Source organism: Pseudomonas sp. IzPS59 (genome assembly GCF_014863505.1).
Classification (GTDB): Bacteria; Pseudomonadota; Gammaproteobacteria; order Pseudomonadales; family Pseudomonadaceae; genus Aquipseudomonas; species Aquipseudomonas kribbensis.
Map to the genome: position 1 here is coordinate 4,776,664 of NZ_CP062251.1, position 26,117 is coordinate 4,802,780.

Annotated in this window: 30 protein-coding genes; 16 read left to right on the forward strand and 14 right to left on the reverse strand. The window is 61.3% G+C overall.

The features are described from left to right. Positions 1 to 115 precede the first annotated feature (115 nt). From IF189_RS21410 to IF189_RS21420, 3 genes are all read left to right on the forward strand, one after another. Positions 116 to 1,168 carry a diguanylate cyclase gene (locus IF189_RS21410; RefSeq protein ID WP_192553598.1) on the forward strand — a complete coding sequence of 351 codons (1,053 nt, stop codon included), beginning with the start codon at positions 116 to 118 and terminating at the stop codon, positions 1,166 to 1,168. Positions 1,169 to 1,352: 184 nt separating this feature from the next. Further along, positions 1,353 to 2,672: a methyl-accepting chemotaxis protein gene (locus tag IF189_RS21415; RefSeq protein ID WP_192552220.1), complete on the forward strand. Its 1,320-nt coding sequence runs from the start codon at positions 1,353 to 1,355 to the stop codon at positions 2,670 to 2,672. Positions 2,673 to 2,732: 60 nt separating this feature from the next. Then, positions 2,733 to 3,263 (forward strand): DUF1003 domain-containing protein, encoded by a 531-nt coding sequence (locus IF189_RS21420; protein WP_192552221.1) that lies wholly within the window; start codon positions 2,733 to 2,735, stop codon positions 3,261 to 3,263. Here the strand turns inward: IF189_RS21420 and IF189_RS21425 are convergent, their stop codons facing one another. After that, on the reverse strand, positions 3,264 to 4,205 hold the full coding sequence (locus tag IF189_RS21425; protein ID WP_192552222.1) for a LysR family transcriptional regulator: 942 nt from the start codon (positions 4,203 to 4,205) through the stop codon (positions 3,264 to 3,266). A 15-nt stretch (positions 4,206 to 4,220) separates the two neighbouring features. Here IF189_RS21425 and IF189_RS21430 point away from each other — a divergent pair, with 15 nt between their 5' ends. Both IF189_RS21430 and IF189_RS21435 read left to right on the forward strand, forming a co-directional pair. Beyond that, positions 4,221 to 4,928 carry a CTP synthase gene (locus IF189_RS21430; RefSeq protein WP_192552223.1) on the forward strand — a complete coding sequence of 236 codons (708 nt, stop codon included), beginning with the start codon at positions 4,221 to 4,223 and terminating at the stop codon, positions 4,926 to 4,928. Next, entirely contained in the window at positions 4,925 to 5,239 is a 315-nt protein-coding gene (locus IF189_RS21435) for an antibiotic biosynthesis monooxygenase family protein (protein ID WP_192552224.1), read from the forward strand. The genes IF189_RS21430 and IF189_RS21435 overlap by 4 nt, the downstream gene beginning before the upstream one ends. 146 nt (positions 5,240 to 5,385) lie before the next feature. On the opposite strand, the gene IF189_RS21440 is transcribed toward IF189_RS21435, so the two are convergent. Continuing rightward, positions 5,386 to 5,712 carry a DUF2025 family protein gene (locus tag IF189_RS21440; RefSeq protein ID WP_085701605.1) on the reverse strand — a complete coding sequence of 109 codons (327 nt, stop codon included), beginning with the start codon at positions 5,710 to 5,712 and terminating at the stop codon, positions 5,386 to 5,388. 215 nt (positions 5,713 to 5,927) lie between these two features. Between IF189_RS21440 and IF189_RS21445 the strand changes: the two genes are divergently transcribed. Next, the gene (locus tag IF189_RS21445; protein ID WP_114884967.1) at positions 5,928 to 7,055 is read left to right on the forward strand and encodes a glycerophosphodiester phosphodiesterase; all 1,128 of its coding nucleotides are present in this window, start codon (positions 5,928 to 5,930) and stop codon (positions 7,053 to 7,055) included. Continuing rightward, the gene (locus IF189_RS21450) at positions 7,055 to 7,738 is read left to right on the forward strand and encodes a helix-turn-helix domain-containing protein (protein WP_192552225.1); all 684 of its coding nucleotides are present in this window, start codon (positions 7,055 to 7,057) and stop codon (positions 7,736 to 7,738) included. The genes IF189_RS21445 and IF189_RS21450 overlap by 1 nt, the downstream gene beginning before the upstream one ends. A gap of 1 nt (position 7,739) precedes the next feature. Here the strand turns inward: IF189_RS21450 and IF189_RS21455 are convergent, their stop codons facing one another. Continuing rightward, positions 7,740 to 8,618, reverse strand: a complete 879-nt coding sequence (locus IF189_RS21455; protein WP_192552226.1) for a sterol desaturase family protein — start codon at positions 8,616 to 8,618, stop codon at positions 7,740 to 7,742. Positions 8,619 to 8,771: 153 nt separating this feature from the next. Here IF189_RS21455 and IF189_RS21460 point away from each other — a divergent pair, with 153 nt between their 5' ends. Further along, on the forward strand, positions 8,772 to 9,077 hold the full coding sequence (locus IF189_RS21460; RefSeq protein WP_192552227.1) for a PepSY domain-containing protein: 306 nt from the start codon (positions 8,772 to 8,774) through the stop codon (positions 9,075 to 9,077). 60 nt (positions 9,078 to 9,137) lie between these two features. Here IF189_RS21460 and IF189_RS21465 read toward each other — a convergent pair whose 3' ends face one another. Next, positions 9,138 to 9,581, reverse strand: a complete 444-nt coding sequence (locus tag IF189_RS21465; protein ID WP_192552228.1) for a hypothetical protein — start codon at positions 9,579 to 9,581, stop codon at positions 9,138 to 9,140. A 112-nt stretch (positions 9,582 to 9,693) separates the two neighbouring features. Beyond that, positions 9,694 to 11,316 carry a methyl-accepting chemotaxis protein gene (locus IF189_RS21470; protein ID WP_085709694.1) on the reverse strand — a complete coding sequence of 541 codons (1,623 nt, stop codon included), beginning with the start codon at positions 11,314 to 11,316 and terminating at the stop codon, positions 9,694 to 9,696. Between the two features lie 276 nt (positions 11,317 to 11,592). Here IF189_RS21470 and IF189_RS21475 point away from each other — a divergent pair, with 276 nt between their 5' ends. After that, positions 11,593 to 12,621, forward strand: a complete 1,029-nt coding sequence (locus IF189_RS21475; RefSeq protein WP_134827927.1) for a transporter — start codon at positions 11,593 to 11,595, stop codon at positions 12,619 to 12,621. Between the two features lie 108 nt (positions 12,622 to 12,729). Further along, complete coding sequence (locus tag IF189_RS21480; RefSeq protein WP_192552229.1) at positions 12,730 to 14,343, forward strand: inorganic phosphate transporter; 1,614 nt, start codon at positions 12,730 to 12,732, stop codon at positions 14,341 to 14,343. A gap of 53 nt (positions 14,344 to 14,396) precedes the next feature. Here the strand turns inward: IF189_RS21480 and IF189_RS21485 are convergent, their stop codons facing one another. Continuing rightward, positions 14,397 to 15,293: a LysR family transcriptional regulator gene (locus tag IF189_RS21485; protein WP_192552230.1), complete on the reverse strand. Its 897-nt coding sequence runs from the start codon at positions 15,291 to 15,293 to the stop codon at positions 14,397 to 14,399. Between the two features lie 120 nt (positions 15,294 to 15,413). On the opposite strand from IF189_RS21485, the gene IF189_RS21490 reads away from it, so the two are divergent. Continuing rightward, positions 15,414 to 16,169, forward strand: a complete 756-nt coding sequence (locus tag IF189_RS21490; RefSeq protein WP_192552231.1) for an SDR family NAD(P)-dependent oxidoreductase — start codon at positions 15,414 to 15,416, stop codon at positions 16,167 to 16,169. A gap of 58 nt (positions 16,170 to 16,227) precedes the next feature. On the opposite strand, the gene IF189_RS21495 is transcribed toward IF189_RS21490, so the two are convergent. Next, on the reverse strand, positions 16,228 to 16,665 hold the full coding sequence (locus IF189_RS21495) for a multidrug/biocide efflux PACE transporter (RefSeq protein ID WP_192552232.1): 438 nt from the start codon (positions 16,663 to 16,665) through the stop codon (positions 16,228 to 16,230). Between the two features lie 88 nt (positions 16,666 to 16,753). On the opposite strand from IF189_RS21495, the gene IF189_RS21500 reads away from it, so the two are divergent. Next, complete coding sequence (locus tag IF189_RS21500) at positions 16,754 to 17,608, forward strand: LysR family transcriptional regulator (RefSeq protein WP_134827851.1); 855 nt, start codon at positions 16,754 to 16,756, stop codon at positions 17,606 to 17,608. Between the two features lies 1 nt (position 17,609). On the opposite strand, the gene IF189_RS21505 is transcribed toward IF189_RS21500, so the two are convergent. Beyond that, positions 17,610 to 18,446 (reverse strand): LysR family transcriptional regulator, encoded by an 837-nt coding sequence (locus IF189_RS21505; RefSeq protein ID WP_192552233.1) that lies wholly within the window; start codon positions 18,444 to 18,446, stop codon positions 17,610 to 17,612. 111 nt (positions 18,447 to 18,557) lie between these two features. Between IF189_RS21505 and IF189_RS21510 the strand changes: the two genes are divergently transcribed. Further along, a complete protein-coding gene (locus IF189_RS21510) occupies positions 18,558 to 19,283 on the forward strand; it encodes an SDR family oxidoreductase (RefSeq protein ID WP_192552234.1) in 726 nt (241 codons plus the stop codon). Between the two features lie 10 nt (positions 19,284 to 19,293). Here the strand turns inward: IF189_RS21510 and IF189_RS21515 are convergent, their stop codons facing one another. From IF189_RS21515 to IF189_RS21525, 3 genes are read right to left on the reverse strand one after another with little or no spacing between them, the layout of a single operon-like run. Continuing rightward, complete coding sequence (locus IF189_RS21515) at positions 19,294 to 20,538, reverse strand: RNA polymerase sigma factor (protein WP_192552235.1); 1,245 nt, start codon at positions 20,536 to 20,538, stop codon at positions 19,294 to 19,296. Then, positions 20,531 to 20,875 (reverse strand): YciI family protein, encoded by a 345-nt coding sequence (locus IF189_RS21520; RefSeq protein ID WP_007951101.1) that lies wholly within the window; start codon positions 20,873 to 20,875, stop codon positions 20,531 to 20,533. The genes IF189_RS21515 and IF189_RS21520 overlap by 8 nt, the downstream gene beginning before the upstream one ends. A 40-nt stretch (positions 20,876 to 20,915) precedes the next feature. Continuing rightward, positions 20,916 to 21,341 (reverse strand): YybH family protein, encoded by a 426-nt coding sequence (locus tag IF189_RS21525; RefSeq protein WP_134827854.1) that lies wholly within the window; start codon positions 21,339 to 21,341, stop codon positions 20,916 to 20,918. A 142-nt stretch (positions 21,342 to 21,483) separates the two neighbouring features. Between IF189_RS21525 and IF189_RS21530 the strand changes: the two genes are divergently transcribed. Beyond that, positions 21,484 to 21,969, forward strand: a complete 486-nt coding sequence (locus IF189_RS21530; RefSeq protein WP_085683640.1) for a GNAT family N-acetyltransferase — start codon at positions 21,484 to 21,486, stop codon at positions 21,967 to 21,969. 17 nt (positions 21,970 to 21,986) lie between these two features. Further along, the gene (locus tag IF189_RS21535; protein ID WP_134827855.1) at positions 21,987 to 22,592 is read left to right on the forward strand and encodes a pyridoxamine 5'-phosphate oxidase family protein; all 606 of its coding nucleotides are present in this window, start codon (positions 21,987 to 21,989) and stop codon (positions 22,590 to 22,592) included. 133 nt (positions 22,593 to 22,725) lie between these two features. On the opposite strand, the gene IF189_RS21540 is transcribed toward IF189_RS21535, so the two are convergent. From IF189_RS21540 to IF189_RS21550, 3 genes are all read right to left on the reverse strand, one after another. Continuing rightward, positions 22,726 to 23,214: a GNAT family N-acetyltransferase gene (locus IF189_RS21540; RefSeq protein WP_134827856.1), complete on the reverse strand. Its 489-nt coding sequence runs from the start codon at positions 23,212 to 23,214 to the stop codon at positions 22,726 to 22,728. Between the two features lie 317 nt (positions 23,215 to 23,531). Continuing rightward, a complete protein-coding gene (locus IF189_RS21545) occupies positions 23,532 to 24,026 on the reverse strand; it encodes a GyrI-like domain-containing protein (RefSeq protein WP_134827857.1) in 495 nt (164 codons plus the stop codon). Between the two features lie 69 nt (positions 24,027 to 24,095). Further along, positions 24,096 to 24,758, reverse strand: a complete 663-nt coding sequence (locus IF189_RS21550; RefSeq protein ID WP_039766147.1) for a LysE family translocator — start codon at positions 24,756 to 24,758, stop codon at positions 24,096 to 24,098. 139 nt (positions 24,759 to 24,897) lie between these two features. On the opposite strand from IF189_RS21550, the gene alaC reads away from it, so the two are divergent. Further along, complete coding sequence (alaC, locus tag IF189_RS21555) at positions 24,898 to 26,106, forward strand: alanine transaminase (protein WP_114885004.1); 1,209 nt, start codon at positions 24,898 to 24,900, stop codon at positions 26,104 to 26,106. Positions 26,107 to 26,117 lie beyond the last annotated feature (11 nt).

The following is a 26,117-nucleotide window of genomic DNA, read 5'->3' on the forward strand; positions in this document are numbered from 1 at the left end:
AGGACACTGAATTTTCCCGCTGGAATAAATGACAATGTCTGTCATTGACCGATGAACGGTCGCTCTGAAGAATTACACTGCAAAGTGTTTCAGAATGAATCTGGCGAAGAACATCATGGAAAACCAACGCGGCAAAGGCTTGTCATTCGCCAGACGTATCTATTTGCCTCGTGCCATTGGATTGGGGATAGGTTTCTTCAGCGTCGGCGCCGCGCTGTATCCATTGAATGTGCCGGCGTGGCTCTGGGCATTGCTGCTGTTCAACGGATTTTTCTGGCCCCACGTCGCCTATCAATGGTCGACCCGCTCGGCTTTCCCCTATCGCGCCGAGCGCCGCAATCTGCTCTATGACTCGGTGTTCGGCGGTTTCTGGACCGCATGTTTTCAGTTCAACCCGCTGGTCACCGTGACCATTCTGTCGATGATGACCATGAACAACGTCGCCGCCGGCGGCCGACGTCTGTTCCTGCTCGGCGCCCTCGCCCAGGTGATCGGCGTCCTGCTGGGCTGGTCGCTGTTCGGGGTCAAATTCACCCTGACGGCGACGCAGACCCAGGTCTGGGCGTGCCTGCCGATGCTCACTCTTTATCCGCTGGCGCTGGGCATGGTCTGCTATCGGCTGGCAATCAAACTCGCCGAACACAAACGCACCTTGAGTGCCCTGAGCCGCACCGACAGCCTGACCGGCCTGCTCAACCACGGTGCCTGGAAAGACCTGCTGCACCTCAAGTTCCAGCAGTGCCGCGATCACAACAGCCAGGCCACCCTCGCGCTGATCGACGTCGATCACTTCAAGGTCATCAACGACAGCTACGGGCACATCGTCGGCGATGCGGTGCTCCAGCAACTCAGCCGCGAACTCAAATCCTTGCTGACTGAAAGCGAGCTGGCCGGCCGTTACGGCGGCGACGAGTTCTGCGTGATCCTGCCCAATCTGCCACTGAGCAGAGCCGAAGCGCTGATGGAGCAACTGCGCCAGTCCCTGCACCAATACCGTCATCCCGATGTGCCGGAGTTGCGGGTCAGCCTGAGCATCGGGCTGGCACGTTTTCACCCGACTTATCCGGATGCGCTGCACTGGCTGGATGATGCCGACAAGGCGCTGTACACCGCTAAACACACAGGCCGCAACACAATCAGCGTCGCGCTGAGCCGCTCCAATGCCTGACAAGACTTGTACGACAAAGTGACACCGCACTTTCTTGTACAAGTTTAATAAGTTTGTATAAGATCGAGTCGCCAGCCTGGATGCTGGCACTTTAGTGGTCATTGCCCAATGTCGTCAGCTCGTTCGGCCGGCCAGCGCAGGAACAGGGACAACACCTCAGCCCTATTTCCGGAGCGCACCCCGCATGTTTTTCAATCGCCATCAGTCCGTCATCGCTGACCTGCAACACACCATCACCGAGCAATCCGGTTTGCTCGAAGCCATCGACCGCTCCATGGCGGTGATCGAGTTCGATCTCGACGCCGTGGTCCTGCGCGCCAACGACAACTTCCTGAAGACCACGGGCTACAAGGCCGAACAGGTGATCGGTCAGTCCCACCGCCAGTTCTGCCCACCGGAATTTGCTCGCAGCAGCCAGTACACCGAGCTTTGGTCGAAGTTGAAAAACGGTCAGTTCCAGTCCGGCACCTTCGAACGCGTTGACAGCCAGGGCCGGCCGATCTGGCTTGAAGCCAGTTACAACCCGATCAAGGATGCGTCGGGCCGCGTGGTGAAAGTGGTCAAGTACGCCATGGACGTCACCGCCAAGGTGCAGCAGGAAAGCGAAGCCAACGCCAAATTGCAGGCCATCGACCGGGCGATGGCGGTGATCGAGTTCGATCTCGACGGCAACATTCTTACGGCCAATCAGAATTTTCTGACGCGCATGGGCTACACCCAGGCCGAACTCAAGGGCAAACATCACCGTTTGTTCTGCCCCGCGCACCTGGTCAACAGCAGCGCCTACCAGGACTTCTGGCGCCGGCTCAATCAGGGCGAGTTTTTCCACGGGCAGTTCGAGCGCATCGACAAACACGGGCGAACTGTCTGGCTGGAAGCCAATTACAACCCGGTGTACGACGCCGCCGGGCGCCTGTGCAAAGTGGTGAAATTCGCCTCGGACGTCACCGCCCGGGTCGAGCAGCACGAGCAGGATGCCCGAAGTGCCAGCGCCGCTTATCACATCTCGGTCGCCACCCGAAAAGTCGCCGAGCAAGGCACGCAAGTCATTCAGCAAGCGGCCAGCGAGATGCGCGAAATTGCCGATGACATCGCCGAATCATCAACCCTGATCGCCCAGCTCGGCGAGCGCTCCGAGCAGATCACCGCCATCGTCAACACCATCCGTGCGATTGCCGACCAGACCAACCTGCTGGCACTCAACGCGGCAATCGAGGCGGCACGGGCCGGCGAGCAAGGTCGCGGTTTTGCGGTGGTGGCCGATGAAGTGCGACAACTGGCGGCGCGCACCAGCGGCTCGACAGCGGAGATTTCCAACATGATCGGCCTGATCCAGAGCGAAACCCGTCAGGCGATCAAGAGCATGGACGGCACCCGTGGCCGTGCGGCCCAAGGCGTCGAACTGGCGGATCAGGCGGGGACGGTGATTCTGCAGATTCGCGACGGCGCCAGCGAAGCCGTGGACGCGGTGAGCATGTTTGCCAACGAGCGAGCGCCGGGATAGGCCGACACGGGCGACGCAGGGCTATAGTGATTCAACGTCCCAAGCCCTGCCGAGTCCGTCATGACCACCGAAAAAACCGATTCCGCCGCTGCCCCTGTCGATCACCTGCGTTTCCACCGCCCCCACGCCCACCTCAACACCACCTTCGGCAACGACAAGTTCGCCCTGCGGGCCGAGGCGTTTGCGCGATTCTTCGGTACGCCGACCTTCCTCGGCGCGCAGACCCTGATCGTGGTGCTGTGGGTGTGCCTGAACATGTCCGGCGTCACGACCTTCGACGTCTATCCGTTCATCCTGTTGAACCTGGCGTTCAGCCTGCAATCGGCCTATGCCGCACCGCTGATTTTGCTGGCCCAGACCCGTCAGGCCGCGCGGGACAAGGCGCAATCCGACGCCGACGCGCAGCACCGGGAAGCCCTGGCCGTCGCCAACAGCGAACGTCAGGTCCAGGCCGCGAAGAACACCGCGCAATTGCTGGAGCTGCTGGAGCAGAACACCCGGCTCACCGAAATGACCAAGAACCTCACCGAACGCATCGAAGGCCTGACCCGCGAACTGCACGATCACATGCGCCAGAACCCGCAGGCCTGATCACGGCAAACGCAGCGCCCGCCCGAGTTCATCGAACAGCGTGACCACCGAGCGCAACGCGCGGCAGTCCGGGCGGGTCAGCAACCACAGTGCGGTGTCATAACCGTGCAGCGGTTCGCTCAAGGCTCGCAGACCTTCGGTAATCAGAAAATCCGGCAACGCCGCCACGCCGAGCCCGGCGCGCACCAGCTCCGTCACCGACAGCATGCTGTTGCAGCGATAGCCCGGCGTCACGCCCGGCAAATGCTGACGACGCCAGACGACGGTCGGGTGATCGGGCAGAAAATCGTCCGGGGCGATCCAGGTCATGGCGGCCAGATCGGACGCATCGATGTTTTGCAGATAACACTCACTGGCACAGACCCGGTAGGAAATCTTCGTCAGTTCCCGTCCGACCAGATGCTCCGGTGGCGTGCGAGTCAGGCGCAGGGCGATGTCGGCATCGCGGCGGCTGAGGTTGGCGAAATCGTTGGAGGTGCTCAGCTCGATGGTCAGCGCCGGAAAGTTCGGCATGAACTGCGCCAGCGCCGGCAGCAGCAGACCTTGCAGCACCGAATCGGTACAGGTCAGGCGCACCGTGCCGCTGACCACTTCGCCGCCCTGCTCCACACCGATGCGCGCCGCTTCCAGTGCCTGCTCGGCGCGTTCGGCCTGCTCGGCCAGGGTCTGCGCAAGGCTGGTGGGCAGGTAGCCGGCGCGGCTTTTTTCGAACAGTTGCTGACCGAGTGCGGCTTCCAGTCGGCGCACGGCGCGGAACACCGTCGACACATCGACCTTCAACAACTGCGAGGCCCGGGCCAGAGAGCCGCCGCGTACCAGGGCAAGAATCAGCGCCAGATCCGGGAAGTCGAGTCGATAGTGCGTCGCTGCATTAATCACTTGGGGAAACGCCCATATTGAGTGCGTGAACGCCAATCTATAGTGAGCGTCATCCCTCAACAAGCACAGCGAGCACTCATGGAATCCGGAGCCCTGCGCATCGCCCTGATCGGTGACTACGATCCACAAGTCACCGCCCATCAAGCAATCCCCGTCGCCCTCGGCATGGCGGCGGAACACATTCGCCGCCCCGTCGATTTCGAATGGCTGGCGACGGACCGGATTCACCTCGACACACCGCTCGACGGCTTCGACGGTTTCTGGTGCGTCCCGGCCAGCCCTTACAAGAGTGAAGCGGGCGCGCTGCGGGCCATCCGTTTTGCCCGCGAACAGCAGCGACCGTTCCTCGGCACCTGCGGCGGTTTTCAACATGCGGTGCTGGAATTTTCCCGCCACGTATTGGGCTGGGCCGATGCCGAGCATGGTGAAACCTCTCCCGATTCCAGCCGTGCAGTACTCTCGCCGCTGACCTGCTCGCTGGTGGAAGCGGTGGACAGCATTCATCTGGTGTCCGGTTCTTTGATCGCCAAGGCGTACGAAACCTCCGAGATCCGTGAAGGTTATCGCTGCCGTTTTGGTGTGAATCCGCAGTTCGAGCGGGAATTGCTGACCCATGACCTGCACGCCGTGGGCCACGATTCGGTAGGCGATCTGCGCGCCATCGAACTGAAAAACCATGTGTTCTTTGTTGCGACGTTGTTTCAGCCGGAACGTGCCGCGCTCAAAGGGCAATTGCCACCACTGGTGCGAGCGTTTGTCAAAGCCTGCGCGGAGCAACCTCGATGAAACCGGACACTGAGTGTTTCGCCGTGATTTTCACCTCGACCCGCACCGAGGGCGACAACGGCTTCGCCGAAGCCTCCGAGCGCATGATGCAATTGGTGGCCGGGCAACCGGGGTTTCTCGGTATCGATTCGATCCGGGGCGCGGATGGGGTGGGGATTACGATTTCGTATTGGGAGAGCGAGGCGGCGATTCTGGCCTGGCGCGAGCACCCGGAGCACCGGGTGATTCAGGCGCGTGGGCGGGCCGAGTGGTATTCGGCGTTTCATACGCGAGTGTGCCGGGTGGAGCGGGAGTATCGGTTCGGCAAGTGAGTAATGCGGTGCCATCACTGGCCTCTTCGTCGGATCGCCGCCCGGACCAAGCCCGCTCCCACAGGTACAGCGTAATTTTCAAAACAACCCATAACCTGTGGGAGCGAGCTTGCTCGCGATGGCGGCAAAGGAATTACCGAAAAACCTCAGCCCTTCACCAGACTGCGCACCGCCTCAATCTCCGGCACTTCGCGCTTGCTCATGTAAACGCGCAACGGCTCGGTGATGTTGATCCGGTCGTCGATGTGCTGATCGAGCAGCAACTGGATCAGCTCGCGCTTCAGCGTCATGGTCTGTTCCGTCGCGGGGGCCCAGACGAATTCGCTGGCGGGAATAATGCCGTCATCGGCCACGTCCATGCCGAACGAATCTTCGCTGAAACGCACGATGTACTGGCCGGTCTTGCGGTTGAGGCCGACAAAGCCCTTGAGGTCGTCGGCCGCCTGGCAGATGAGTTGGGATGTGATGCGCATGGTAAACCTCACAAGAGTGATCGAAGGTTTACACGCAGGGCATTGAGGCACACCCTCTGCCGGGGTGGTTGCCGTGGCCAAGCGTACTGCAAACAAACGCACAAAAGTGCGGAAATTTTCGCTTTCAGTACGTTTATGTCGGTCTTGCGATAGCAGGTTTTCGTTTGAGTTGCTAAAAGGGACATCTTCGAAAATACCTGCGAAAGGACCTCGACATGCCCGCCACGTTTACCAAAAGCGCTCTGCTGCTGAGCCTGATGCTCGGCCTCGGCCAGGCCCATGCCGCCGCCCAGCCAAGCCCTGTTGCACTCGCTGCCTCCGAGGGCATTCCGCACCCGGCGGTGATCGCCCACCGTGGCGCCTCCTTCGACGCACCGGAATCCACCGCAGCCTCCTACAAACTGGCCCGGGACCTCGGCGCCGACTACCTGGAAATGGACCTGCAGCGCAGCAAGGACGGCGTGCTGTTCGCCCTGCACGACAACAATCTGCAACGCACCACCGACGTCGCCACCAAGTTCCCGGATCGCAAGGACAGCCCGGCCAACGCCTTCACCATGGCCGAACTGAAAACCCTCGATGCCGGCAGCTGGTACAACAAGGCTTACCCGGATCGCGCGCGCCCGTCCTACGTCGGCCTGCAGATTCTGACCCTGGACGAAATCATCGACATCGCCCAGGCCAACCCGAAGCACAAGCCGGGCCTGTACATCGAGACCAAGGAACCGCAACTGTTCCCTGGCATCGAGCATGACCTGAAGGAAAAACTCCAGGCTCGCGGCCTGCTGATCCCGGCGGGTGCCAAACCGGCGAAAAACGTCGCCAGCGTCGGCGAAAGCAACGGCAAGGTGATCCTGCAGACCTTCGAGAAAAACAGCCTCGAACTGCTGCAAAAGGAAATGCCGCAGGTGCCGAAGATCCTGTTGCTGTGGGTCGGCGAAGGCAGCATCGAGCCGAAATCGAAAGTGACCTTTGCCGAATCCGGCGAGAAGGACAAGAACGTTTTCTACGGCAAGCAAGAGCCGAAATCCGAAGCTGAATTCAAGCAATGGATCGACTACGCCAAGGCCCAGGGTGCCATCGGCACCGGTCCTTCGGCCAAGCTGACTCACGGCGGCGATCAGAGCTATTCGGATCTGGTGCAGCCATGGATGAACAAATACACCCACGACAAGGGCCTGCTGGTACACGTCTACACCGTCGATGAGCCGGTGGACTACGAGAAAGTCATGGCTGCCGGCGTCGACGGCATCTTCACCAACCGCGCCAGCGAACTGCTGAAGTTCTACAAACGCCCGGCCGCCGCCAGTGTGGATCAGGTGCTGAAGAACAACGGTTTCTGATGCAACCGGACACCCCGTGGACAGGCCGCCTCTGGCTGGGGCACGACCATGGCCTGCTCCACGGGATGTCGGGGCGCACTGCGCCCCACTCCCACTATGCGCATCAACTGATTCTTGCGCCTGACCGGCCAGTGACATTGCTGGTCGAGGGCGAAACCGTGACCACTTCCCGGCTATTGATTACGTCCCAGACTCGCCATGCGATTGTCGAGGCGCCGGATCCCGTGTTCACCGTGTATGCCGAACCCTTGCGGTTCGACGCCCAAGTGTTGCGCGGTGCGCTGTTCGACAGTGAGCTGTCGTTGTCGGCACTGGATCACGCCATTGGCCAATGCCCACGCCGCCCGCTGAATGACCCGCGAATCGAACGCGCCCTCGCCACTGTCGATGCCTCGCTGTCGAACAAAGTCGCCGCAAGTGCGGTGGCCGATGCTGCGCACGTGTCCATGAGTCAGTTGCAGCGGTTGTTCGTCAGCCAGGTCGGTTTGCCGGTGCGGCGACTCGTCTTGTGGCGACGATTGCGACTGGCGATGGCGTCAATAATCGCCGGCAGCGCGGTGACCGACGCCGCCCACGTCGCCGGGTTTGCCGATTCGGCGCACTTCTCCCGCAGCCTGAAAAAACTCTTCGGCGTCACCGCCCGCCAGGCGTTGCAGCACATCGAACTGCACCTGTTGGACTGACTCAACGTCGCAAGCCGTCCGGCACTTTCGGTTCCTTGCCCAGCGTTGCCGGTTCGAACGGATCGAGCAATTGCGCCACGTAGTCACGCGGAAAATCCGGACGACTGCCGATGCCCAGGTTACCCTCGCCGATCCGGTAATGCTCCGTATAAAAACCGGTGCCCAGCAACCAGTCCCACAACGTAAAGAACAGCCCGAAATTGACGTCACCGGCGCGCCCGTACTTCATGTGATGAAAGCGATGCAGCGGCGCCCAGGCGAAAATCCGGCGCAACGGGCCGACGCGCATGTCGACGTTCGAATGCTGCAACAACAGCTGGATCGCAATGGCGAACGCCAGCAACACCGCCACCTCGGACGGAATGCCCAGCACCAGCAACGGCAACAGTCCCGCCGTCGCCTCCAGCAATTGATGCAGTGGATGCTTCATCAAACCGTTGAACCCGTAGAGTCGCTCGACGCTGTGATGAATCGCGTGCAACCGCCACATCCACGGCACCCGGTGGCTGGCGTAATGCATCAGGCTCACGCCGGCATCGGCGATGAAAATCGCCAGGCCGACTTGCAGCCACAGCGGCCAGTTCGACGGCCAAGCACCGTCAATCGCCAGCAGCGTCACCAGCCCCGGCAATGCCAACAGGCCGATGGCGTTCAGCGCTTCGTTGACCAGCGCGTGCAGCATGTCGCGACGACGATCGCCGGCCGGGCGATTCCAGTTCACTTCATAAGGCAGCAGCCATTCGGCGGCGAACGACACCGCCAGCGCCACAGCAAACAGCGGCATCAACCACAGCAGCGAATGCCCCGCCAATCCAATACCACCGCCGATGAATCCAACCCAGAATACCGGCGCGTACAACCACGAAAAAATGCGTTTCATGTCCACCTCCATTAATCGAAGGCCGAGCATGAAAGTTTGCGCAGAACGGCGATTGAACAAACGACGCAAACACCTGCGGCGATTTTTAAGGGTGAATTAAGTTGCGGTGACTAACCTGAACTCACTTGAACGAATCACCCAAAGGAATAACCGATGAAAACCCTGACTGCCCTGTTTACCGCTGCTGCCCTGACCCTCACCGCTGGCCTGGCCCAGGCTGACGTTCGTGTCGATCAGATCCCTGAGCTGGTCAAATCCGGCAAGGTCAAGCCACTGGAAGAGCTGAACAAGATTGCCCTGGCCCTGCACCCGGGCGCGACCATCGTCGACACCGACCTGGACAACCATTTCAACGGCTATGAGTACGAAGTCGAGCTGCGTACTGCCGATGGCAAGGAATGGGACGTGGATCTGGATGCGGCCACCGGCAAGGTTCTGAGCAACAAGCAGGATCACTGATAACCCCGCAAGACAAAGCCGCACGATTTTCGGATCGTGCGGCTTTTTTGTGTCTGCGACTTATGCAGAAGTACTGACCAACGCCCCCGACGTACTCGAATCCGACTCCTGCAAAGCCGCCAACAATGCCGCCGTCGCCGTCTGCAACGAAGCCGACGTCGTCGCGATCTGCGATTGCGCAGCCGCAACATCTACCGCCTTCGCATCCTGACTTTCCTGCTTGGCCTGAGCCGCTTGCAACGCCTGTTGCTGTTCCTGCAATTGCTTTTGCAGTTCGGCGATCTGCTTGCGCAGTTCCTTCACGGTATCCGATTCATCATTGCTGGAGCTGCTGTCACCCGATGGCGCCGCACCACCGCCCGCCGCGACTTTGCTGGTGTCGGCCTTCACACCGGTGCTGGCCGCCGCAGAGGTCGAGGTGTCATCGCCCGTGTCGGCAATCGACGTTTTACTGGTGGACGTGGTGACGGTCTGATTGATCGAAACAGACGTGATGCTGACCATGGGAAATCTCCAATGACGGTTATGAATAACCGGCCATCGGCGGCGGCCTGCACGAATTGAGATCGACTGTGTACCGACTCGGTAACCGGGCCGGTACACAGTCGCTGGCGGGTCAGACGCTCAGGCGAGCGGTGACGTCGTTCAGTTGGCCGGACAGGCCGTGCAGGTTCTGGCTGGCGCTTTCGGTGCGCTGCACGTTGTCGAGGTTGGTGCTGGCAATCGACGTGATCTCGGTCAGGTTGCGCGAGATGTCTTCGGCCACCGAGGTCTGCTCTTCAGCTGCCGTGGCGATCTGGCGGTTCATGTCGCGGATCGCTTCCACCGCATGGGTGATGCGCTCAAGCATGGCGCCGGCCTGGGTCACTTGCTCGACGCTTTCATCGCTGCGGGTCTGGCCGCTGTCGATGGCGTGGGCTGCATCCACCGCGCCGGTCTGCACGCTCTGGATGATCTGGTTGATCTCGATGATCGACTCCGCCGTACGCTGCGCGAGGTTGCGCACCTCGTCGGCCACCACCGCGAAACCACGCCCGGCTTCGCCGGCACGGGCCGCTTCGATGGCCGCGTTGAGCGCCAGCAGGTTGGTCTGTTCGGCGATGCCGCGAATCACTTCCAGCACCTTGCCGATGCGCCCGCTATCGGCTTCCAGACGACGGATCACCGTGGCGGTGTTGGCAATTTCACCGCGCATCTGGGTGATGCTGTGGATGGTGCTCTGCATGACTTTCTCGCCCTGCTGGGCGGACTGGTCGGCATCGTCGGCAGCACGCGCCGCATCGGCCGCATGACGGGCGACTTCCTGGGCAGTGGCGGACATTTCATTCATCGCCGTGGCCACCTGATCGGTGCGGTTGAACTGCTCGTTGGTGCCGCCGGCCATCACGGTGGCGATGGCGTTCAACTCGCCGCTGGCGCTGTCCAGATCCTTGGCGCTGCGCTGCAGATGGTTGAAGGTTTCGGCGAGGAAATCGCGCAGGGTGTTGGCCGCAGCAGCCAGATTGCCCAGCTCGTCCTGACGGTCGCTGGCCACACGTTCGACCAGACGGCCCTTGCTCAACTGGGTGACGTAGTCGATGAGTTTGCGGATCGGCTCGACCAGATTGCGGTTGACCAGCCACAGGCTCAGCAGACCGATCAACAGACCGGAAGCGAGCATCACCAGAATCCCCAGCATCACGGTGCGATCGGCGCTGGCGCTGATCAGTGCCGACTGTTCGGTGCCCTGCTTGCGCAGCTCGGCCACCAGCTCGCTCATCTGGTCACTGGCGGCGCGGTCGACGCCTTTGACCGCCACGTCGCCAGCGGTCGGATCGGCACCGGCGGCTACGTAGGCATCGCGACCTTTCTGGTACGCGGCGCCGAGCAAACGATGCTCTTCACGCAGACGTTCGATGCGGGTTTTCAGCGAAGGCTCGAGGCCTTTCTGGTTGGCCAGTTCACCGAGGATGTTCTGCACATCGCGCTGACGGTCTTCGAACTGGCCCCAGTACTTGGCCAGATCTGCCGGTTGCTTGCCGCGCAGCAGGACGTTTTTCCACTCCTGGACCTGCACCTTGAATTGCAGATTGGCTTCGTCGATCAGTTGCGAGGTGTGCAAGGGACCGGCGATCAACTGGCTGTAGCTTTGCACGCCGTTGGACAGAAAATGAAAGCAGGCCAGCGCGATCAACAGCATCGCCAACAGGCTGCCGCTCAGCAGGGCGAGAATTTGCGCTCTCAGGGATTTTTGCAGCATCGCAGGTACTCATGACAGGGATGAGGCACGTCCGACAAGACGTGAATTGTGGCCGGACATCCGTGTCGGCGGACCTTGGCTCTTGGCCGAAGGCGCGCAACCTAACTCATGCGTGATCGGCGTGCCAGAGCACTTCTTGAGAAAATTCCGACCGCCGGTAAGGCATTGATTTTGACGTCATTTCGCTGTCACCAAAACGTCACATTGCATTGCAATGATGCGGCTCAGGTGAATCTGCAAATCCCGCAACAGACGCCTTCCTTGCAGCGAGACTTCATGAACCACAGCCTGGATATCAGCCATCGCGATCCTGATCTGTTTGGCCTGCTTTACGGCTTCCGTTTTCGCCCGGGCGAGCGCGGGCGCGAAGTGGATTCGGCGACCGCCCTGCGCTGTCTGCAGGACGACAGCGACAGCGACAGCGACGAATTCCTCTGGCTGCACCTGAACCTCGCCCACGCCGCGTGCGAGCGCTGGATGAAAAGTCATCTGCAATTGCCCCAGGAATTTTTCGAGGCGCTGCATGAAGGCTCGCGCTCGACCCGCATCGAGCATGTGGATTCGGCGTTGCTGGCGGTGGTCAACGACGTGGTGTTCAACCTCAGCAGCATGGTGTCGTCGGACGTGTCGACGCTGTGGGTCTGCGTGCGCAGCAAACTGATCGTCAGTGCGCGCCTGCAACCGCTGCACTCGGTGGACAAGCTGCGTTCATCGGTGAAGGCCGGCGAGTGCTTTCGCTCGCCGTCGGAATTGCTCGTGCACCTGCTGCGCGATCAGGGCGAAGTGCTGACCCAGATCGTGCGCAAGACCAGCATGAGCGTCGATCAGGTCGAGGACGAACTGCTCTCCTCACGGCTGTCGACCAACCGCGCCGAACTCGGCGCCAACCGTCGGGTGCTGGTGCGCCTGCAACGGCTGCTGGCGCTGGAGCCGGGCTCGCTGCTGCGCCTGCTCAACCGGCCACCGTCCTGGTTGCAGAAGGAAGACGTCAAGGAGCTGCGCAAATCCACCGAGGAGTTCGCGCTGATCATCAACGACCTTACGGCCCTCGGCGAGCGGATCAAGCTGTTGCAGGAAGAGATCGCCGCCAACCTCAACGAACAGAGCAACCGCACCCTGTTCACCCTGACCGTGGTCACGGTGCTGGCGTTGCCGATCAACATCATCGCCGGTTTCTTCGGCATGAACGTCGGCGGTGTGCCGCTGGCCACCGATCCGGAAGGGTTCTGGATTCTGGTGGCACTGGTGGCCACGTTCACCGTGATTGCCGGGCGCTGGGCGTTTCGCAAGCGCGGGGATTATTAGGACCGGCGGCGCGGCTAATCCACCGAACACTGATCTGCCGCAGTCTCTCTGTAATATTTAGCAACGATCATGGGCGACACTCCTTCCCTCGCTCAGGATTGTCCTCCCATGGCTACTCCCTCCCTGACCGCCAGCCCGGCCCCCGCTTCCAGCGGCAGGCCGGCGCTCGACAAGAAAACCGGCCCCTTCACTTACGTGGTGTTCTTCGCCGTGCTGGCCATGGGGATGCTGTTCACCGCCTACAGCCTGATGCACGACATGCACGAACTCGGCACGGTGGTCACCACCTGGACGCCGTTCCTGCTGCTCGGCGTGGCACTGCTGATTGCGCTGGGCTTCGAGTTCGTCAACGGCTTCCACGACACCGCCAACGCCGTGGCCACGGTGATCTACACCCACTCGCTGCCGCCGAACGTGGCTGTGGTCTGGTCGGGTTTCTTCAACTTCCTCGGCGTGTTGCTTTCGAGCGGCGCGGTGGCGTTCGGCATCATCGCGCTGTTGCCGGTTGAGCTGATTCTGCAGGTCGGCTCGTCCGCCGGTTTCGCGATGATCTTCGCCCTGCTGATCGCCGCGATCCTGTGGAACCTCGGCACCTGGTGGCTGGGCCTGCCGGCCTCGTCGTCGCACACGCTGATCGGCTCGATCATCGGCGTTGGCGTAGCGAATGCCCTGATGCACGGTCGCGATGGCACCAGCGGTGTGGACTGGGCCCAGGCCACCAAGATCGGTTACGCACTGCTGCTGTCGCCGCTGGTGGGTTTCGGTTGCGCGGCGCTGTTGCTGCTGGCGTTGCGTGCGTTCGTGAAGAACCGTTCGCTGTACAAGGCACCGGAAGGCAACACCCCGCCGCCATGGTGGATTCGCGGTCTGCTGATCGCCACCTGCACCGGCGTGTCCTTCGCCCACGGTTCTAACGACGGCCAGAAAGGCATGGGCCTGATCATGCTGATTCTGGTCGGCACCTTGCCGATGGCTTACGCCCTGAACCGCACCATGCCTGCCGATCAGACGCTGCAGTTCGCGGCGGTGGCTGAAGTCACCCAGCAGGCGCTGGTGAAAAGCGCCCCGCTGCCGGCCCCGGCCGATCCGCGTCCGGTGCTCTCGGATTACGTGCGCAGCAAGGAAGCCACGCCGCAACTGATCCCGGCCCTCGCCGCGCTGACCGGGCATATCGGTGAAGAAGTGAAAGGCTACGGTTCGCTGTCGAAAGTCCCGGCCGAGGCCATGGGCAACGTGCGTAACGACATGTACCTGGCCAGCGAAACCATTCGCCTGATGGACAAGAACAAGGTCGGCACCTTCGATGCCGACACCACCAACAAACTGCAATTGTTCAAGCAGCAGATCGACAACGCCACGCGGTTCATTCCGCTGTGGGTGAAGATCGCCGTGGCGATTGCGTTGGGGCTGGGCACCATGGTCGGCTGGAAGCGGATCGTGGTCACGGTCGGCGAGAAGATCGGCAAGACCCACCTGACCTACGCCCAGGGCGCGTCGGCGGAAACCGTGGCGATGCTGACCATCGGCGCCGCCGACATGTTCGGCCTGCCGGTGTCGACCACTCATGTATTGTCCTCGGGCGTGGCCGGGACCATGGTCGCCAACGGTGGCGGCCTGCAGATGAAGACCATCCGCAATCTGCTGATGGCGTGGGTGCTGACGTTGCCGGCAGCGATTCTGCTGTCGGGCAGTCTGTACTGGCTGTTTACCCAGATCTTCTGATCGACCCGAATCCCTGTGAGAGCCTTTGCTCCCACAGGGATTTGCGGCAGGAATCAGAGCGTCGAACGAATCAACTCCCCCAGCCAGTCCATGAACACCCGCACCCGCAACGGCAGATGTCGCTGCCTCGCGTACAGCAGTGAAATGCCCATCGCCGGCGCGGTGTATTGCGGCAGTACCGTCACCACCTCACCGGTGTCCAGATAGGTATTCATCCCGGTACGCGGCACCTGGATCAGACCGAATCCCCCAAGACACGCCGACTCGTAGGCATCGGTGCTGTTGACCGTCACGCTGCCGGCCATCGGCACGCGGTGGACCTGCCCGTCCTGCTCGTAGACAAACCCTTCCGAACGCGAACCCAGCACTCCGACGTAATGCACCAGCCGATGCTGCGCCAGATCCTCAAGCGTCTGCGGCACGCCGTAGCACTCAAGATACGCAGGGCTGGCGCAGTTGATCATGCTGAAATCCCCCAGATGCCGCGCGACCACCGATTGGTCGGGCTGCGCGCCGATGCGCACCACGCAATCAAAGCCTTCGGCGAGCAGGTCGACACGGCGATCGGTGCTGCTGATTTCCAGTTCCAGGTTCGGATGACGGGCCATGAATTCCGGCAGCTTCGGCATGATCAGCCGCCGCGACAGAATATTCGGCATATCGACCCGGATCCGCCCGGTCAGCGACGCTTCGTCCTGACGAAACAGGTTCTCGATTTCGTCCATGTGCGACAGCAGATCCTTGCTGCGCTCGTACAGCGCCAGCCCGTCCTGAGTCGCCTGCACCCGGCGCGTGGTGCGTTGCAGCAGACGCGTGCCGAGCAGGGTTTCCAGTGCCTGCACCTGTTCCGATACCGTCGAGCGCGGCAGCCCCAGACTCTCCCCTGCCATCGTGAAACTCGACAATTCGCTGACCCGGACGAAGGTGCGCAGCAGTTCCAGTTTGTTCATGGGCCACCTGTTGATTGTTCGGCATGACCGACCAGTGATTCCGGTTTCAGTCTGTTTATCACCCCACGGCGGATAAATAAACTTTGCTGCATCAACCGTCACTGCTCTCGAGGAAATCCCATGAACCGCAAAATCGCATTGATCACCGGTGCCAGCCGTGGCCTCGGCAAGAACGCCGCCCTGCACCTCGCCGCCCAAGGCGTGGACATCATCGGCACCTACAACAGCCGCGCCGACGAAGCGCAATCGCTGGTCGAGGAACTGAAAACACTCGGCGCCAACGCCGTGATGCTGCAACTGGATGTCGGTCGCAGCGAAGGTTTTGCCGATTTCGCCGTGCGGGTGGAGCAAGCGCTGCAACAGCTCGGACAGCCGCGCTTCGATTTCCTGATCAACAACGCCGGGATTGGCGTGCATGCCTCCTTCGCCGAAACCACGCCGGAGCAGTTCGACCTGCTGATGAACGTACAGTTGAAAGGGCCGTTCTTCCTGACTCAGCAACTGCTGCCGCTGATCAACGATGGCGGGCGGATCATCAACATCTCCAGCGGTCTGGCGCGCTTCACCCTGCCGGGTTATGCCGCCTACGCGGCGATGAAAGGTGCGATGGAAGTGCTGACCCGCTATCAGGCCAAGGAGCTGGGTGCGCGGCAGATCGCCGTGAACATCCTGGCACCGGGCGCCATCGAAACCGACTTCGGCGGCGGCGCGGTGCGCGACAATTCGGCGCTGAATGCGATGGTCGCCAGCAACACCGCGCTGGGCCGTGCCGGCCAGCCGGATGACATCGGTGGTGCACTGGCGCTGCTGCTGTCGCCGGGGGCGCAGTGGATCAACGGTCAGCGGATTGAAGCGTCGGGCGGGATGTTTCTCTAAGCCCGAACAAAATCCGGACAAAAAAATCGCAGCCCTCGCAGGCTGCGACTTTTTGTTTTCAGTTCTGGCAGACGCTGCGCATCACCAGCCGCTCGCGCACCACGTCATAACCCCAGTGGTAGATGTAGGTATACGGCAGGAAGAACAGCAGCACGCCAATGTCGAGCAGGAACGCCTGCCACAGGCTGACCGACAGCCACCAGGCAATCAGCGGCACGCCCATCACGATCAACCCGCCCTCGAACAGCAGCGCATGCGCCACCCGTACCCAGGCGTTACGGGCGATGTTCCAGCGCTTGAGCATGCGGTCGAAGAAGCCGTTGAACACCACGTTCCAGCCCAGGGCCAGCAACGCGATGGCAATGGTGACGGCGCCCATTTCCACCAGCGGTTTGCCCATGATCCACGCCAGCAACGGCGTACAGATCAGGATCGCCAGCAGTTCGAAACCGATGGCCTGGAAGATACGTTCAGTGATGGATTTGTTGGCAGTCATGGCCGAAGTCCTCTGTGAAGTTGGTTGCCATGATCCAGCACCACACCGATACTTCATAACCAATAACCATCGATCAAGGCGATAGTTCATGGCTTCTCAGGAAGTGTTGCTGGCGTTTGTCCAGGCGGCGACTCAGGGTTCTTTTTCGGCGGCGGCGCGTAAACTCGGGCGCAGTCAGTCGACGGTGAGTGCGGCGGTGGCCAGTCTGGAAATCGATCTGGACCTGGTGCTGTTCGACCGTAGCAGCCGCAAACCGACCTTGACCCCGGCCGGTCACGTGATGCTGCAACGGGCCGAGGCGATTCTGTCGGCCACCAGCCGACTGGAAATGACCGCCCGGCAATTGGCTCAAGGTGTCGAGCCGAAACTTACGGTGGCGATTTCCGACACTTATCAGTCCGACCGTTTCGAAGCCGCATTGGTGGGCTTCGAGCAGCGGTATCCGGATCTGGAGCTGGAATGCCTGATCGCCGAGTGCGATGACCTGATCGAACTGGTGCAGCGCGGTCGGGCGCATCTGGCATTCGCCGAGATGCAGGACAACTACCCGCCGGACCTGGCGACCGCGACCGTCGCCGAACGCACTGAAATCGCCTTGTTCGTCGGCCGTAATCATCCATTGGCGACGCAGGAATCCATCGATCAAACAGCCCTTGAACAGCATCGCGAGCTGCGCCTGGCCACCATCGTCAATCCCTATGACAGTCGCGGCAAAGGTCGGGTGTGGTCGGCGCCGAGTTATCTGATGCTGCTGGAGATGGCCCAGAAAGGCTTCGGCTGGGCGCCACTGCCGCGCTGGCTGGTGGAGCATTTCGGCAATGACTCGCTGGTGGAACTGAACGTGCGTGGCTGGCCGAAACCGGTGTTCGTCGATGCGCTGTGGTCGCGGCTGTACCCGCCGGGGCCGGCGGGGAGCTGGTTGCTCAGCAAGATGCTGGAATAGCTCAAGCCGCTTCGATGGCTGCCGGGCGGTTCACTTGAAAATACTCGTGTAATCCGCGCATCGTCGGCAATTCCAGCGCCTGCGCCGCATAACACAACCCCACCCGCCGGGTCGGCGCCGGCAGGTGCAGCGCACGCACGACAATGCGTTCATGCCCGCTCACCAGCGACTGCGGCAACATCGCCACGCCGACACCCGCCGCCACCATGTGCAACGCTTGCTGCAACGAACCGGCATGCCCCGCCACCGCTTCCGGTGAACGTCCGTACAGCGCCATCAACCGCTGATGGGACGGATGTTGCGGACAAGTAATCCAGTCCTCGATCGGCGCCCAGCCTGCCTGCGCGTTGGCCATCGAGTGATCGAGGGGCAGCGCCATCACATAGGACTCTTCCCACAGCGGCAGGAACAGTTCGTCCTCGCAACACATTTCCTCGACCGCCAACCGACCATCGCCGTGACAGCCCTCCTCCAGCGTCAGCAGCAGATTGGGCAACGCCTGATGGGCCATGCGCACGAAAGCTTCGATGTGACTGGCGGCGATGTCACCCTCGATGCCGAGGGTCAGCGGCGCACGGTTTTCGCGGCCGCGAAACATCCGGCTCAACGCCTCGGACTCAGCCACCATCCGTCGTGCCTGCGGGTACAGCAGCCGCGCTTCGTCACTGACCTCCACACCACGGGGCTGACGCACGAACAGCGTCGCGCCGAGCTCTTCTTCCAGCTGTTTGATGGTCACCGACAACGTGGGCTGACTGATGAACAGCCGTTGCGCGGCGGCGGTGATGTTGCGTTCCTCGAATACGGCGAGGAAGGCTTTGAGATGACGGATATCCATAGGAGATTCCGATGGCAGACAGAGGAATAAGGCATTTTTCAGCCTCCAGCGGGCTAAATATACTGCGTCCCGAATCTGGTTATTTGTTTTTCTTATCTCAGGAGTTCAACCATGGGCAAGCCACTGATCATCATCACCGGCGCCAGCTCGGGCATCGGCGAAGCCACCGCCCGCCGCTTGAGCGCTGCCGGCCATCCGCTGCTGTTGCTGGCGCGCCGTATCGAACGCCTCGAAGCACTGGCACTGCCGAACACCTTCAGCCGCCGCGTCGACATCACCGACCGCGATGCTCTGCTGGCCGCTGTGGCCGAGGCTGAAGCGCAGTTCGGCCCGGCCGATGCGCTGATCAACAACGCCGGGGTGATGCTGTTGGGCGAAATGAGCAAACAGGACCCGGCGCAGTGGGACCAGATGCTCGACGTCAACGTGAAGGGCCTGCTCAATGGCGTGCACGCGGTGGTCGCCGGGATGATCGAGCGCAAGCACGGCACCATCATCAACGTCAGTTCGGTGGCCGGGCGCAAGACCTTTCCGAACCATGTGGCGTATGTCGGGACCAAGTTTGCAGTGCATGGGCTGTCGGAGAACCTGCGTGAAGAACTGGCGCCGCATAACGTGCGGGTGACCACGATTGCGCCGGGGGCGGTGGAGACCGAGTTGTTGAGCCATACCACGGATGAGGCGATCAAGACTGGCTATCAGGCGTGGAAACAGGACATGGGTGGCACGGTGTTGAGCGCCGAGGATGTGGCGACAGCGATTGCCTATGCGTATGGGCAGCCGCAGGGGGTTTGTATTCGCGAGATTGTGATGGCTGCTACGCGGCAGCAGGCCTGATCCCATTTTTTCAAGGGCGATTGCTCGGCGCCAGCTCCTGCAATCGCCCTTCGATAAACCTGCGTTCCGGCTCCTGACGGGTCAGTTCCAGGGCTCGCCGGTAAGCCGCCCTAGCCTCCTCAACCCGCCCCAGCTGCCGACAAAACTCCGCCCGCGCCGAATGCGCCAGGTGGTAATCCTGCAACTCCCCGCGCTCCAGAATCCCTTCGATCAAGGTCAACCCCGCCAACGCCCCGTCACGCTTGGCCACCGCCACCGCCCGGTTCAACTCGATCACCGGCGACGGCACCGCCCGCAGCAACACGTCATACAGCCCGACGATCTGTTCCCAGTCTGTCTCTCCTGCCGTCGGTGCTTCGGCGTGCACTGCCGCAATCGCCGCTTGCAGGCAATACGGCCCGAAGCGTCCGGTGGTCAGCGCCCGCTCCACCAGATTGCAGCCTTCTGCAATCAGATCGGCATTCCACAATCCGCGATCCTGATCATCCAGCAGAATCAACTCACCACTTGGCGATGAACGAGCCGAACGCCGCGACTCATGCAACAGCATCAATGCCAGCAAGCCCATGACTTCCGGATCCGGCAACAACTCCAGCAGCAGACGCCCCAGACGAATCGCCTCACGAGTCAAATCCTCGCGGGTCACCTGGGCGCCGCCGGACGCCGAGTAGCCTTCGTTGAACACCAGATAAATCACCCGCAACACGCTGTCGAGGCGCTCGGGCAATTCGCTCAGGCTCGGGACTTGATAGGGGATTTTCGCGTCGCGGATCTTCGCCTTGGCGCGCACGATGCGCTGGGCAATCGCCGCCGGGGCCGAGAGAAATGCGCGGGCGATTTCTTCGGTAGTGAGGTCGCAGACTTCGCGCAGGGTCAGCGGCACTTGCGCGTCCGCCGCCAGCGCCGGGTGGCAGCAGGTGAAGATCAGGCGCAGGCGATCGTCTTCCACGTCTTCAACGTCCCATTCGGACTGTTCCAGCTCTTCCAGTTGCGCCAGCAGCAACGGCTGCGAGGCCTTGAACCGCGCGCGACGGCGCAACACGTCGATGGCCTTGAAGCGCCCGGTGGACACCAGCCACGCCCGTGGATTGTCCGGCACGCCATCCTGCTGCCAGCGCTCGACCGCGACAAAGAACGCCTCGTGCAAGGCTTCTTCGGCGAGGTCGAAATCGCCTAGCAGACGGATCAGGGTCGCGAGGATCCGCCGCGACTCTTCGCGGTAGACCTGCGCGACCCGGGCCGCGACCTCAGACATTCAACTGCCGCACGGGACGCACTTCGACGCTGCCGACCCGGGCCGCCGGAATGTTGCCGGCGACCTGAATTGCTTCGTTGAGGTCCCGCGCGTCGATCAGGTAGAACCCGGCCAGTTGCTCCTTGGTCTCGGCGAACGGGCCATCGGTGATCGACAACTTGCCGTTGCGCATGCGCACCGTGGTGGCGGTCTGCACCGACTCCAGCGCTTCGGCCGCGACCATCCGGCCGCTGCCCTGGATCGACTCGGCGTAGGCCCAGCACTCGGCGTCTTCCGGGCTGTCGGGCGACGAATGCAGCAGGCGCTCATCGCTGTAGACCAGGCATAAATACTTCATGGCGTTCTCCTGAATCGGACGGATCAACTATGGCTGAAGATCAGGGTTTCGCATCGAACAGCGTCGAGCCGGTCATCGGATCGAACGGTGCCGACCAGTGTTCGTGGGCAATTTTCCAGGTCCCGCCAACAAGGCGATAGCAGGCAGTGGCGCGCATCCAGCAGCTCTGGGTTTCGCCCTTGTCATTGGTGCCGCCGCAGTTGGCGACCCAGTGGGCGAAGGCGATGTTGTCGCCGGTCTCGATGGCGATTTCGTGGAATTCGAAGATGTGCGGGCCGGGGCACATTTCCATACAGGCGATCCAATGGGCACGGTAGGCCTCCTTGCCCTTGAATTGCAGGGCCTTGATCGCATCGAACGAGAGGATGTCGTCGGCGTACAGGGTCATGACCTTTTCCACGTCCTTGGTCATGACGGCCTGACGGTAGGTGTCGATGATGGCTTGAATCTGCGCTTGCGTACTCATGGGTTTTCTCCCTGTTTTTTGTTGTGAAGACACCCTTTGTCGTTCGGCGATTGGCCGGATCGACAGTTGAAACAAAAAAATTCCGAAGAAGACAAAATCGCTAGAATCCGGGACTCATCTTTGTAGGAAAAAGGAAATTCCCGTGTCAGCCCGACTCGTGCCTTACGAAAGCCTGAACGCCACCCAACGCCAACAGGTCGAGGCCATTGAAATCCACGCCGAACAGATCAAATTCTCCGGCGACATCCACGGCGCCCTGCACACCCTGCTGTCGAAACCCGGCCCCGGCGTGAAAGGTTTTGCATTGCTCGCCGAGGAAGTACCAGTGGCATTCCTGCTGCTCAAGCGCCCGCCGGTGTTGCCGGAATGGGCCGATGAACACAGCGCCACCCTGCATGCCTTGCAGGTCGATCACCGCGCCCAGGGCAAGGGTTATGGCAAGGCCTGTCTGCTGGCGTTGCCGGACGTTGCGCGTCAGGCCTGGCCGGAGATCAAAGGGCTGGAACTGTCGGTGGACGCCGACAACGACGCCGCGATTGCGCTGTACGCCAAATATGGCTTCGTCGACAGCGGCGAAGCGTACAAGGGTCGCATCGGTTACGAGCGGCGCATGGGGCTGTTCTTCTAATCGTCGAGGGAGCAACGATGATCGATTCAATCGAAGCGCTGGAAGCCATTTACGGACTGCCCCACGAGCGGGCAGTGCGCAAGCAGATCGGCTTTCTCAACGAGGACTATCAGGCGATGGTCCGGGTCTCGCCGCTGGTGATTGTCAGTTCGGTGGGCGCCGATGGCATCGACGGTTCACCACGTGGTGATGCGCCGGGGTTTGTGCGAATCATCGACGAACGCACCCTGGCCCTGCCGGATCGCCCGGGCAACAACCGCATCGATACCTTGCGCAACGTGCTGCACGATCCACGGGTGTCGCTGCTGTTCATCATTCCGGGGATTGGCGAGACGTTGCGGGTCAATGGCACCGCAACTATCAGCGCTGATCCGGAGTTGCTGGAAAGTTTCGCGGTCAACGGCAAACCGGCGCGCACGGTGTTGCTGGTGACGGTGGACGCGGCGTTTTTCCATTGCTCGAAAGCGTTTGTGCGTTCGGATGCGTGGAATCCGCAAACTCATCTGCCGCGCTCGGCACTGCCGACGGCGGGAGCGTTTCACAAGCGCCTGAATGATGGGCAGTTCGATGCCGAGGCTTATGATCGCGAAGCCCCGACCAGAGTGCAGAACAGCCTTTACTAAATCAGGTGCACAAGCGCCGCAAAAACCTGTGGGAGCTGGCTTGCCAGCGATAGCGGTGGTTCAGTCGACATCAATGTTTGATGTGCCGACGCCATCGCTGGCAAGCCAGCTCCCACAGGTTCCGCGTAATGACTTACAGAGCCAGAATCATCTCGTGCCACGCCATCCCGCCGTGGTCGGACTCGGACGGTTTGATGTAGGCGAAACCGAATCCGGCGTACAGCGGGATGTGCCGTTCCTTGCACATCAGATGGATCGTCGCCTTGCCCTGCTCGCGCATGCGCTCGATGAACTCGCCCAGCAGGCGCTTAGCCAGACCCAGGCCCTGATAATCCGGGTGCACCACCACTGACATGATCACCACGTTCGGCCCGGCCGGGTCGTGGCCGATCAGTTCCTTGAACGCCTCGTCGGACATCTGCACGTCAAACGCCGCACCGGAGTTGATGAACCCGGCTACCTGCCCGTCCACTTCCGCGACGATGAAACCGTCCGGCCAGGTGGCGATGCGCGTGGCGATCTTCTCGCGGGTCGCGGCTTCGTCGCCTTCATAGGCGAGGGTTTCGATGGCGTAGCAGCGATCCAGGTCGGCGGCGGTGACGTGGCGGATGACGGTGTTCATGGCGGCTCGAAATCAGTGAAAACAAGGACGCCAAGGATAAAGGAATAAGATGTTCATATCGATCCGCGCGGGCGGCGTAAAGCCTGCGTATAAGCGCTTTTCTTCGGATTCGGGACGGTCTATTCCTGAACACTGTCTCTGATCACCCGAAGGGGAAACAGCTTATGAGCAGCGTGGAAATCGGTTTGTTGATGGTGTTGGGCATCAGCTTCTTCGGCTTCATCACCCTGGGCATCGACCTGTTGCGGGCGCGACGGATCAAGGGCAAATAGGGCTCGAACGGCAGCGCGAAGCGGGTTCGCGCTGCCGGTTGCCCATCAGGTTTTCTTTTCGACCGGGATGCAGATTTCCAGCTTGCCGGTTTTGAGCTTCGGGTTGAAATCGGCGCTGTAGCGTTCCAGCTCCGGGGCATTGAGGCCCTTGTATTCGGAGGCCGGCAGCCAGGTTTTATAGATGTACTCAAGGGTCTGCGGCAGCAGGTCGAGCGAACCCTTGTGCTCGAACACCGCGTACTGGCGCGGGAGGATTTCGATCCACGGATACTTTTCCTGCGGAAAGTCATCCAGCTTCCTGATTTCGACCCCGGCCATGTAATCGAAACCGCCGTTGCCGTCAAAATTGCTGCAGACGCCGTAGGTCACTTCACCCTTCTGCCCCGGAATATTTCCGATGTGCGGGATGAGTTTTTCCCACAGCGCAGGGATGTCCTGGACGGTCTCTTTGGTAAAGCGATCGCGAAAACCTGCAATCAGCAGGAAGTGTCCATGTTCGAAGCGAGGTTCAGCCACTTCGACGCGTTTTTGCTCATCCATGACTCGACTCCTTGGAACGAAAAAAGTGGGTTCGGCTGGGAGTATAGAAGCCAAACCCGATTCGCACATTTACAGCGTATGCAGCGCTTCGGCGGCGCCGGAGCCGACGAATTCGTTATAGCCGGATACGATCACGTAGACCGCGAAATAGCAGAAGATCGCTGCAGATGCCATGTAGGAATAGCGCAACAGCTTGTCGCCCAGCAGTTTGCCGCCATGGCTCGCGGCGAAGCACAGGCCCGCCGACCACAGCAGCCCGGCACACAGAAAACCGCCAAGAAACAGCGCCGAACTCAGAGGCCCGCCGCCACCGGAACGGGCAATCAACGTGCCGCCCACCGCCGCGAACCAGAGGATGGCGCTCGGCGACGACATGGCGAGAAATATCCCGCGGAAGAATTCCTTGCGATGGGAGTTTTGGCCGACTTCCGCCGTCGCTGCCAGCTGCGCCTCGTGGTGGATCGCCGAATAGATCATCTTCGCCGCGAAGTAGATCAACAGCGCCGAACCGCCGATCCACAGCACCCAGCGCACGGTTTCGTATTGCAGCAGAACGGTCATTCCGGCCAGGGCCAGCACCGCGTAGATCAGGTCACCGACGCAGGTGCCGAGGCCCAGCGCGAAGCCCTGAAAATAGCCGCGCTGCATGGCCAGGGTGATCATCGCGATGTTGGCCACGCCGATGTCCAGGCACAGCGAAAGGCTCAGCAAGAAGCCGCTGGTGAATTCCATTGACCGTTTTCCTTGGGAAAAAATTGTTGTCGTGCACGCTGGACAGTCTGCCATCGCTGCCCTTATCTTCCGCCACAGGTCACCGCAGTGACCAGCGTCGCTCGGACGGTTCCGGGCGCTTACGTTATCCGAGGCAACAATGGCTGAACAAGGTTCGCCGCGCCGCTTTGCGCGCATAGATCGACTCCCCCCTTACGTTTTCAACATCACTGCCGAGCTGAAGATGGCCGCCCGACGTCGTGGCGAAGACATCATCGACTTGAGCATGGGCAACCCCGACGGCGCCACGCCGCCGCACATCGTTGAAAAACTGGTGCAGGTTGCACAACGCGAAGACACCCACGGTTACTCCACGTCCAAAGGCATTCCACGCCTGCGCCGGGCGATTTCCAACTGGTACAAGGACCGCTACGAGGTCGATATCGACCCGGAAAGCGAAGCCATCGTCACCATCGGCTCCAAGGAAGGCCTGGCACACCTGATGCTGGCGACCCTGGATCAGGGCGACACCGTGCTGGTGCCGAACCCGAGCTACCCGATTCACATCTACGGTGCCGTGATTGCCGGCGCCCAGGTGCGGTCGGTGCCGCTGGTGCCGGGCGTGGACTTCTTCGACGAGCTGGAACGGGCGATTCGCGGCTCGATCCCTAAGCCGAAGATGATGATCCTCGGCTTCCCGTCCAACCCGACCGCACAGTGCGTGGAGCTGGATTTCTTCGAACGGGTGATCGCCCTCGCCAAACAGTATGACGTACTGGTGGTGCACGACCTGGCTTACGCCGACATCGTCTACGACGGCTGGAAAGCCCCGTCGATCATGCAGGTGCCGGGCGCCAAGGACATCGCGGTGGAGTTCTTCACCCTGTCCAAGAGCTACAACATGGCGGGCTGGCGCATCGGTTTCATGGTCGGCAACCCGGAGCTGGTCAGCGCTCTGGCGCGGATCAAGAGCTACCACGACTACGGCACGTTCACCCCGCTGCAGGTGGCCGCGATTGCTGCGCTGGAAGGCGATCAGCAGTGCGTGCGCGACATCGCCGAGCAGTATCGCCAGCGCCGCAACGTGCTGGTCAAAGGCCTGCATGAACTGGGCTGGATGGTCGAGAACCCGAAAGCCTCGATGTACGTCTGGGCGAAGATTCCCGAAGCCTACGCGCACCTCGGTTCGCTGGAGTTCGCCAAGAAGCTGCTGGCGGAGGCCAAGGTCTGCGTCTCGCCGGGTGTCGGTTTCGGTGAGTACGGCGACGATCACGTGCGCTTCGCGCTGATCGAAAACCAGGACCGGATTCGTCAGGCAGTACGCGGGATTCGCGGGATGTTCCGGGCGGATGGCCTGGGCACCAAGTAACAGCCTCCGCA

Coding starts and splice junctions, on each gene's coding strand:
- IF189_RS21535 (WP_134827855.1), top strand. CDS start 21,987: ATGATCGATTCAATCGAAGCGCTGGAAGCCATTTACGGACTGCCCCAC.
- IF189_RS21430 (WP_192552223.1), top strand. CDS start 4,221: ATGGAATCCGGAGCCCTGCGCATCGCCCTGATCGGTGACTACGATCCA.
- IF189_RS21435 (WP_192552224.1), top strand. CDS start 4,925: ATGAAACCGGACACTGAGTGTTTCGCCGTGATTTTCACCTCGACCCGC.
- IF189_RS21440 (WP_085701605.1), bottom strand. CDS start 5,712: ATGCGCATCACATCCCAACTCATCTGCCAGGCGGCCGACGACCTCAAG.
- IF189_RS21500 (WP_134827851.1), top strand. CDS start 16,754: ATGGCTTCTCAGGAAGTGTTGCTGGCGTTTGTCCAGGCGGCGACTCAG.
- IF189_RS21480 (WP_192552229.1), top strand. CDS start 12,730: ATGGCTACTCCCTCCCTGACCGCCAGCCCGGCCCCCGCTTCCAGCGGC.
- IF189_RS21525 (WP_134827854.1), bottom strand. CDS start 21,341: ATGAGTACGCAAGCGCAGATTCAAGCCATCATCGACACCTACCGTCAG.
- IF189_RS21550 (WP_039766147.1), bottom strand. CDS start 24,758: ATGGAATTCACCAGCGGCTTCTTGCTGAGCCTTTCGCTGTGCCTGGAC.
- IF189_RS21490 (WP_192552231.1), top strand. CDS start 15,414: ATGAACCGCAAAATCGCATTGATCACCGGTGCCAGCCGTGGCCTCGGC.
- IF189_RS21450 (WP_192552225.1), top strand. CDS start 7,055: ATGCAACCGGACACCCCGTGGACAGGCCGCCTCTGGCTGGGGCACGAC.
- IF189_RS21545 (WP_134827857.1), bottom strand. CDS start 24,026: ATGGATGAGCAAAAACGCGTCGAAGTGGCTGAACCTCGCTTCGAACAT.
- IF189_RS21455 (WP_192552226.1), bottom strand. CDS start 8,618: ATGAAACGCATTTTTTCGTGGTTGTACGCGCCGGTATTCTGGGTTGGA.
- IF189_RS21475 (WP_134827927.1), top strand. CDS start 11,593: ATGAACCACAGCCTGGATATCAGCCATCGCGATCCTGATCTGTTTGGC.
- IF189_RS21520 (WP_007951101.1), bottom strand. CDS start 20,875: ATGAAGTATTTATGCCTGGTCTACAGCGATGAGCGCCTGCTGCATTCG.
- IF189_RS21510 (WP_192552234.1), top strand. CDS start 18,558: ATGGGCAAGCCACTGATCATCATCACCGGCGCCAGCTCGGGCATCGGC.
- IF189_RS21515 (WP_192552235.1), bottom strand. CDS start 20,538: ATGTCTGAGGTCGCGGCCCGGGTCGCGCAGGTCTACCGCGAAGAGTCG.
- IF189_RS21410 (WP_192553598.1), top strand. CDS start 116: ATGGAAAACCAACGCGGCAAAGGCTTGTCATTCGCCAGACGTATCTAT.
- IF189_RS21420 (WP_192552221.1), top strand. CDS start 2,733: ATGACCACCGAAAAAACCGATTCCGCCGCTGCCCCTGTCGATCACCTG.
- IF189_RS21460 (WP_192552227.1), top strand. CDS start 8,772: ATGAAAACCCTGACTGCCCTGTTTACCGCTGCTGCCCTGACCCTCACC.
- IF189_RS21445 (WP_114884967.1), top strand. CDS start 5,928: ATGCCCGCCACGTTTACCAAAAGCGCTCTGCTGCTGAGCCTGATGCTC.
- IF189_RS21465 (WP_192552228.1), bottom strand. CDS start 9,581: ATGGTCAGCATCACGTCTGTTTCGATCAATCAGACCGTCACCACGTCC.
- IF189_RS21415 (WP_192552220.1), top strand. CDS start 1,353: ATGTTTTTCAATCGCCATCAGTCCGTCATCGCTGACCTGCAACACACC.
- alaC (WP_114885004.1), top strand. CDS start 24,898: ATGGCTGAACAAGGTTCGCCGCGCCGCTTTGCGCGCATAGATCGACTC.
- IF189_RS21505 (WP_192552233.1), bottom strand. CDS start 18,446: ATGGATATCCGTCATCTCAAAGCCTTCCTCGCCGTATTCGAGGAACGC.
- IF189_RS21495 (WP_192552232.1), bottom strand. CDS start 16,665: ATGACTGCCAACAAATCCATCACTGAACGTATCTTCCAGGCCATCGGT.
- IF189_RS21470 (WP_085709694.1), bottom strand. CDS start 11,316: ATGCTGCAAAAATCCCTGAGAGCGCAAATTCTCGCCCTGCTGAGCGGC.
- IF189_RS21540 (WP_134827856.1), bottom strand. CDS start 23,214: ATGAACACCGTCATCCGCCACGTCACCGCCGCCGACCTGGATCGCTGC.
- IF189_RS21485 (WP_192552230.1), bottom strand. CDS start 15,293: ATGAACAAACTGGAACTGCTGCGCACCTTCGTCCGGGTCAGCGAATTG.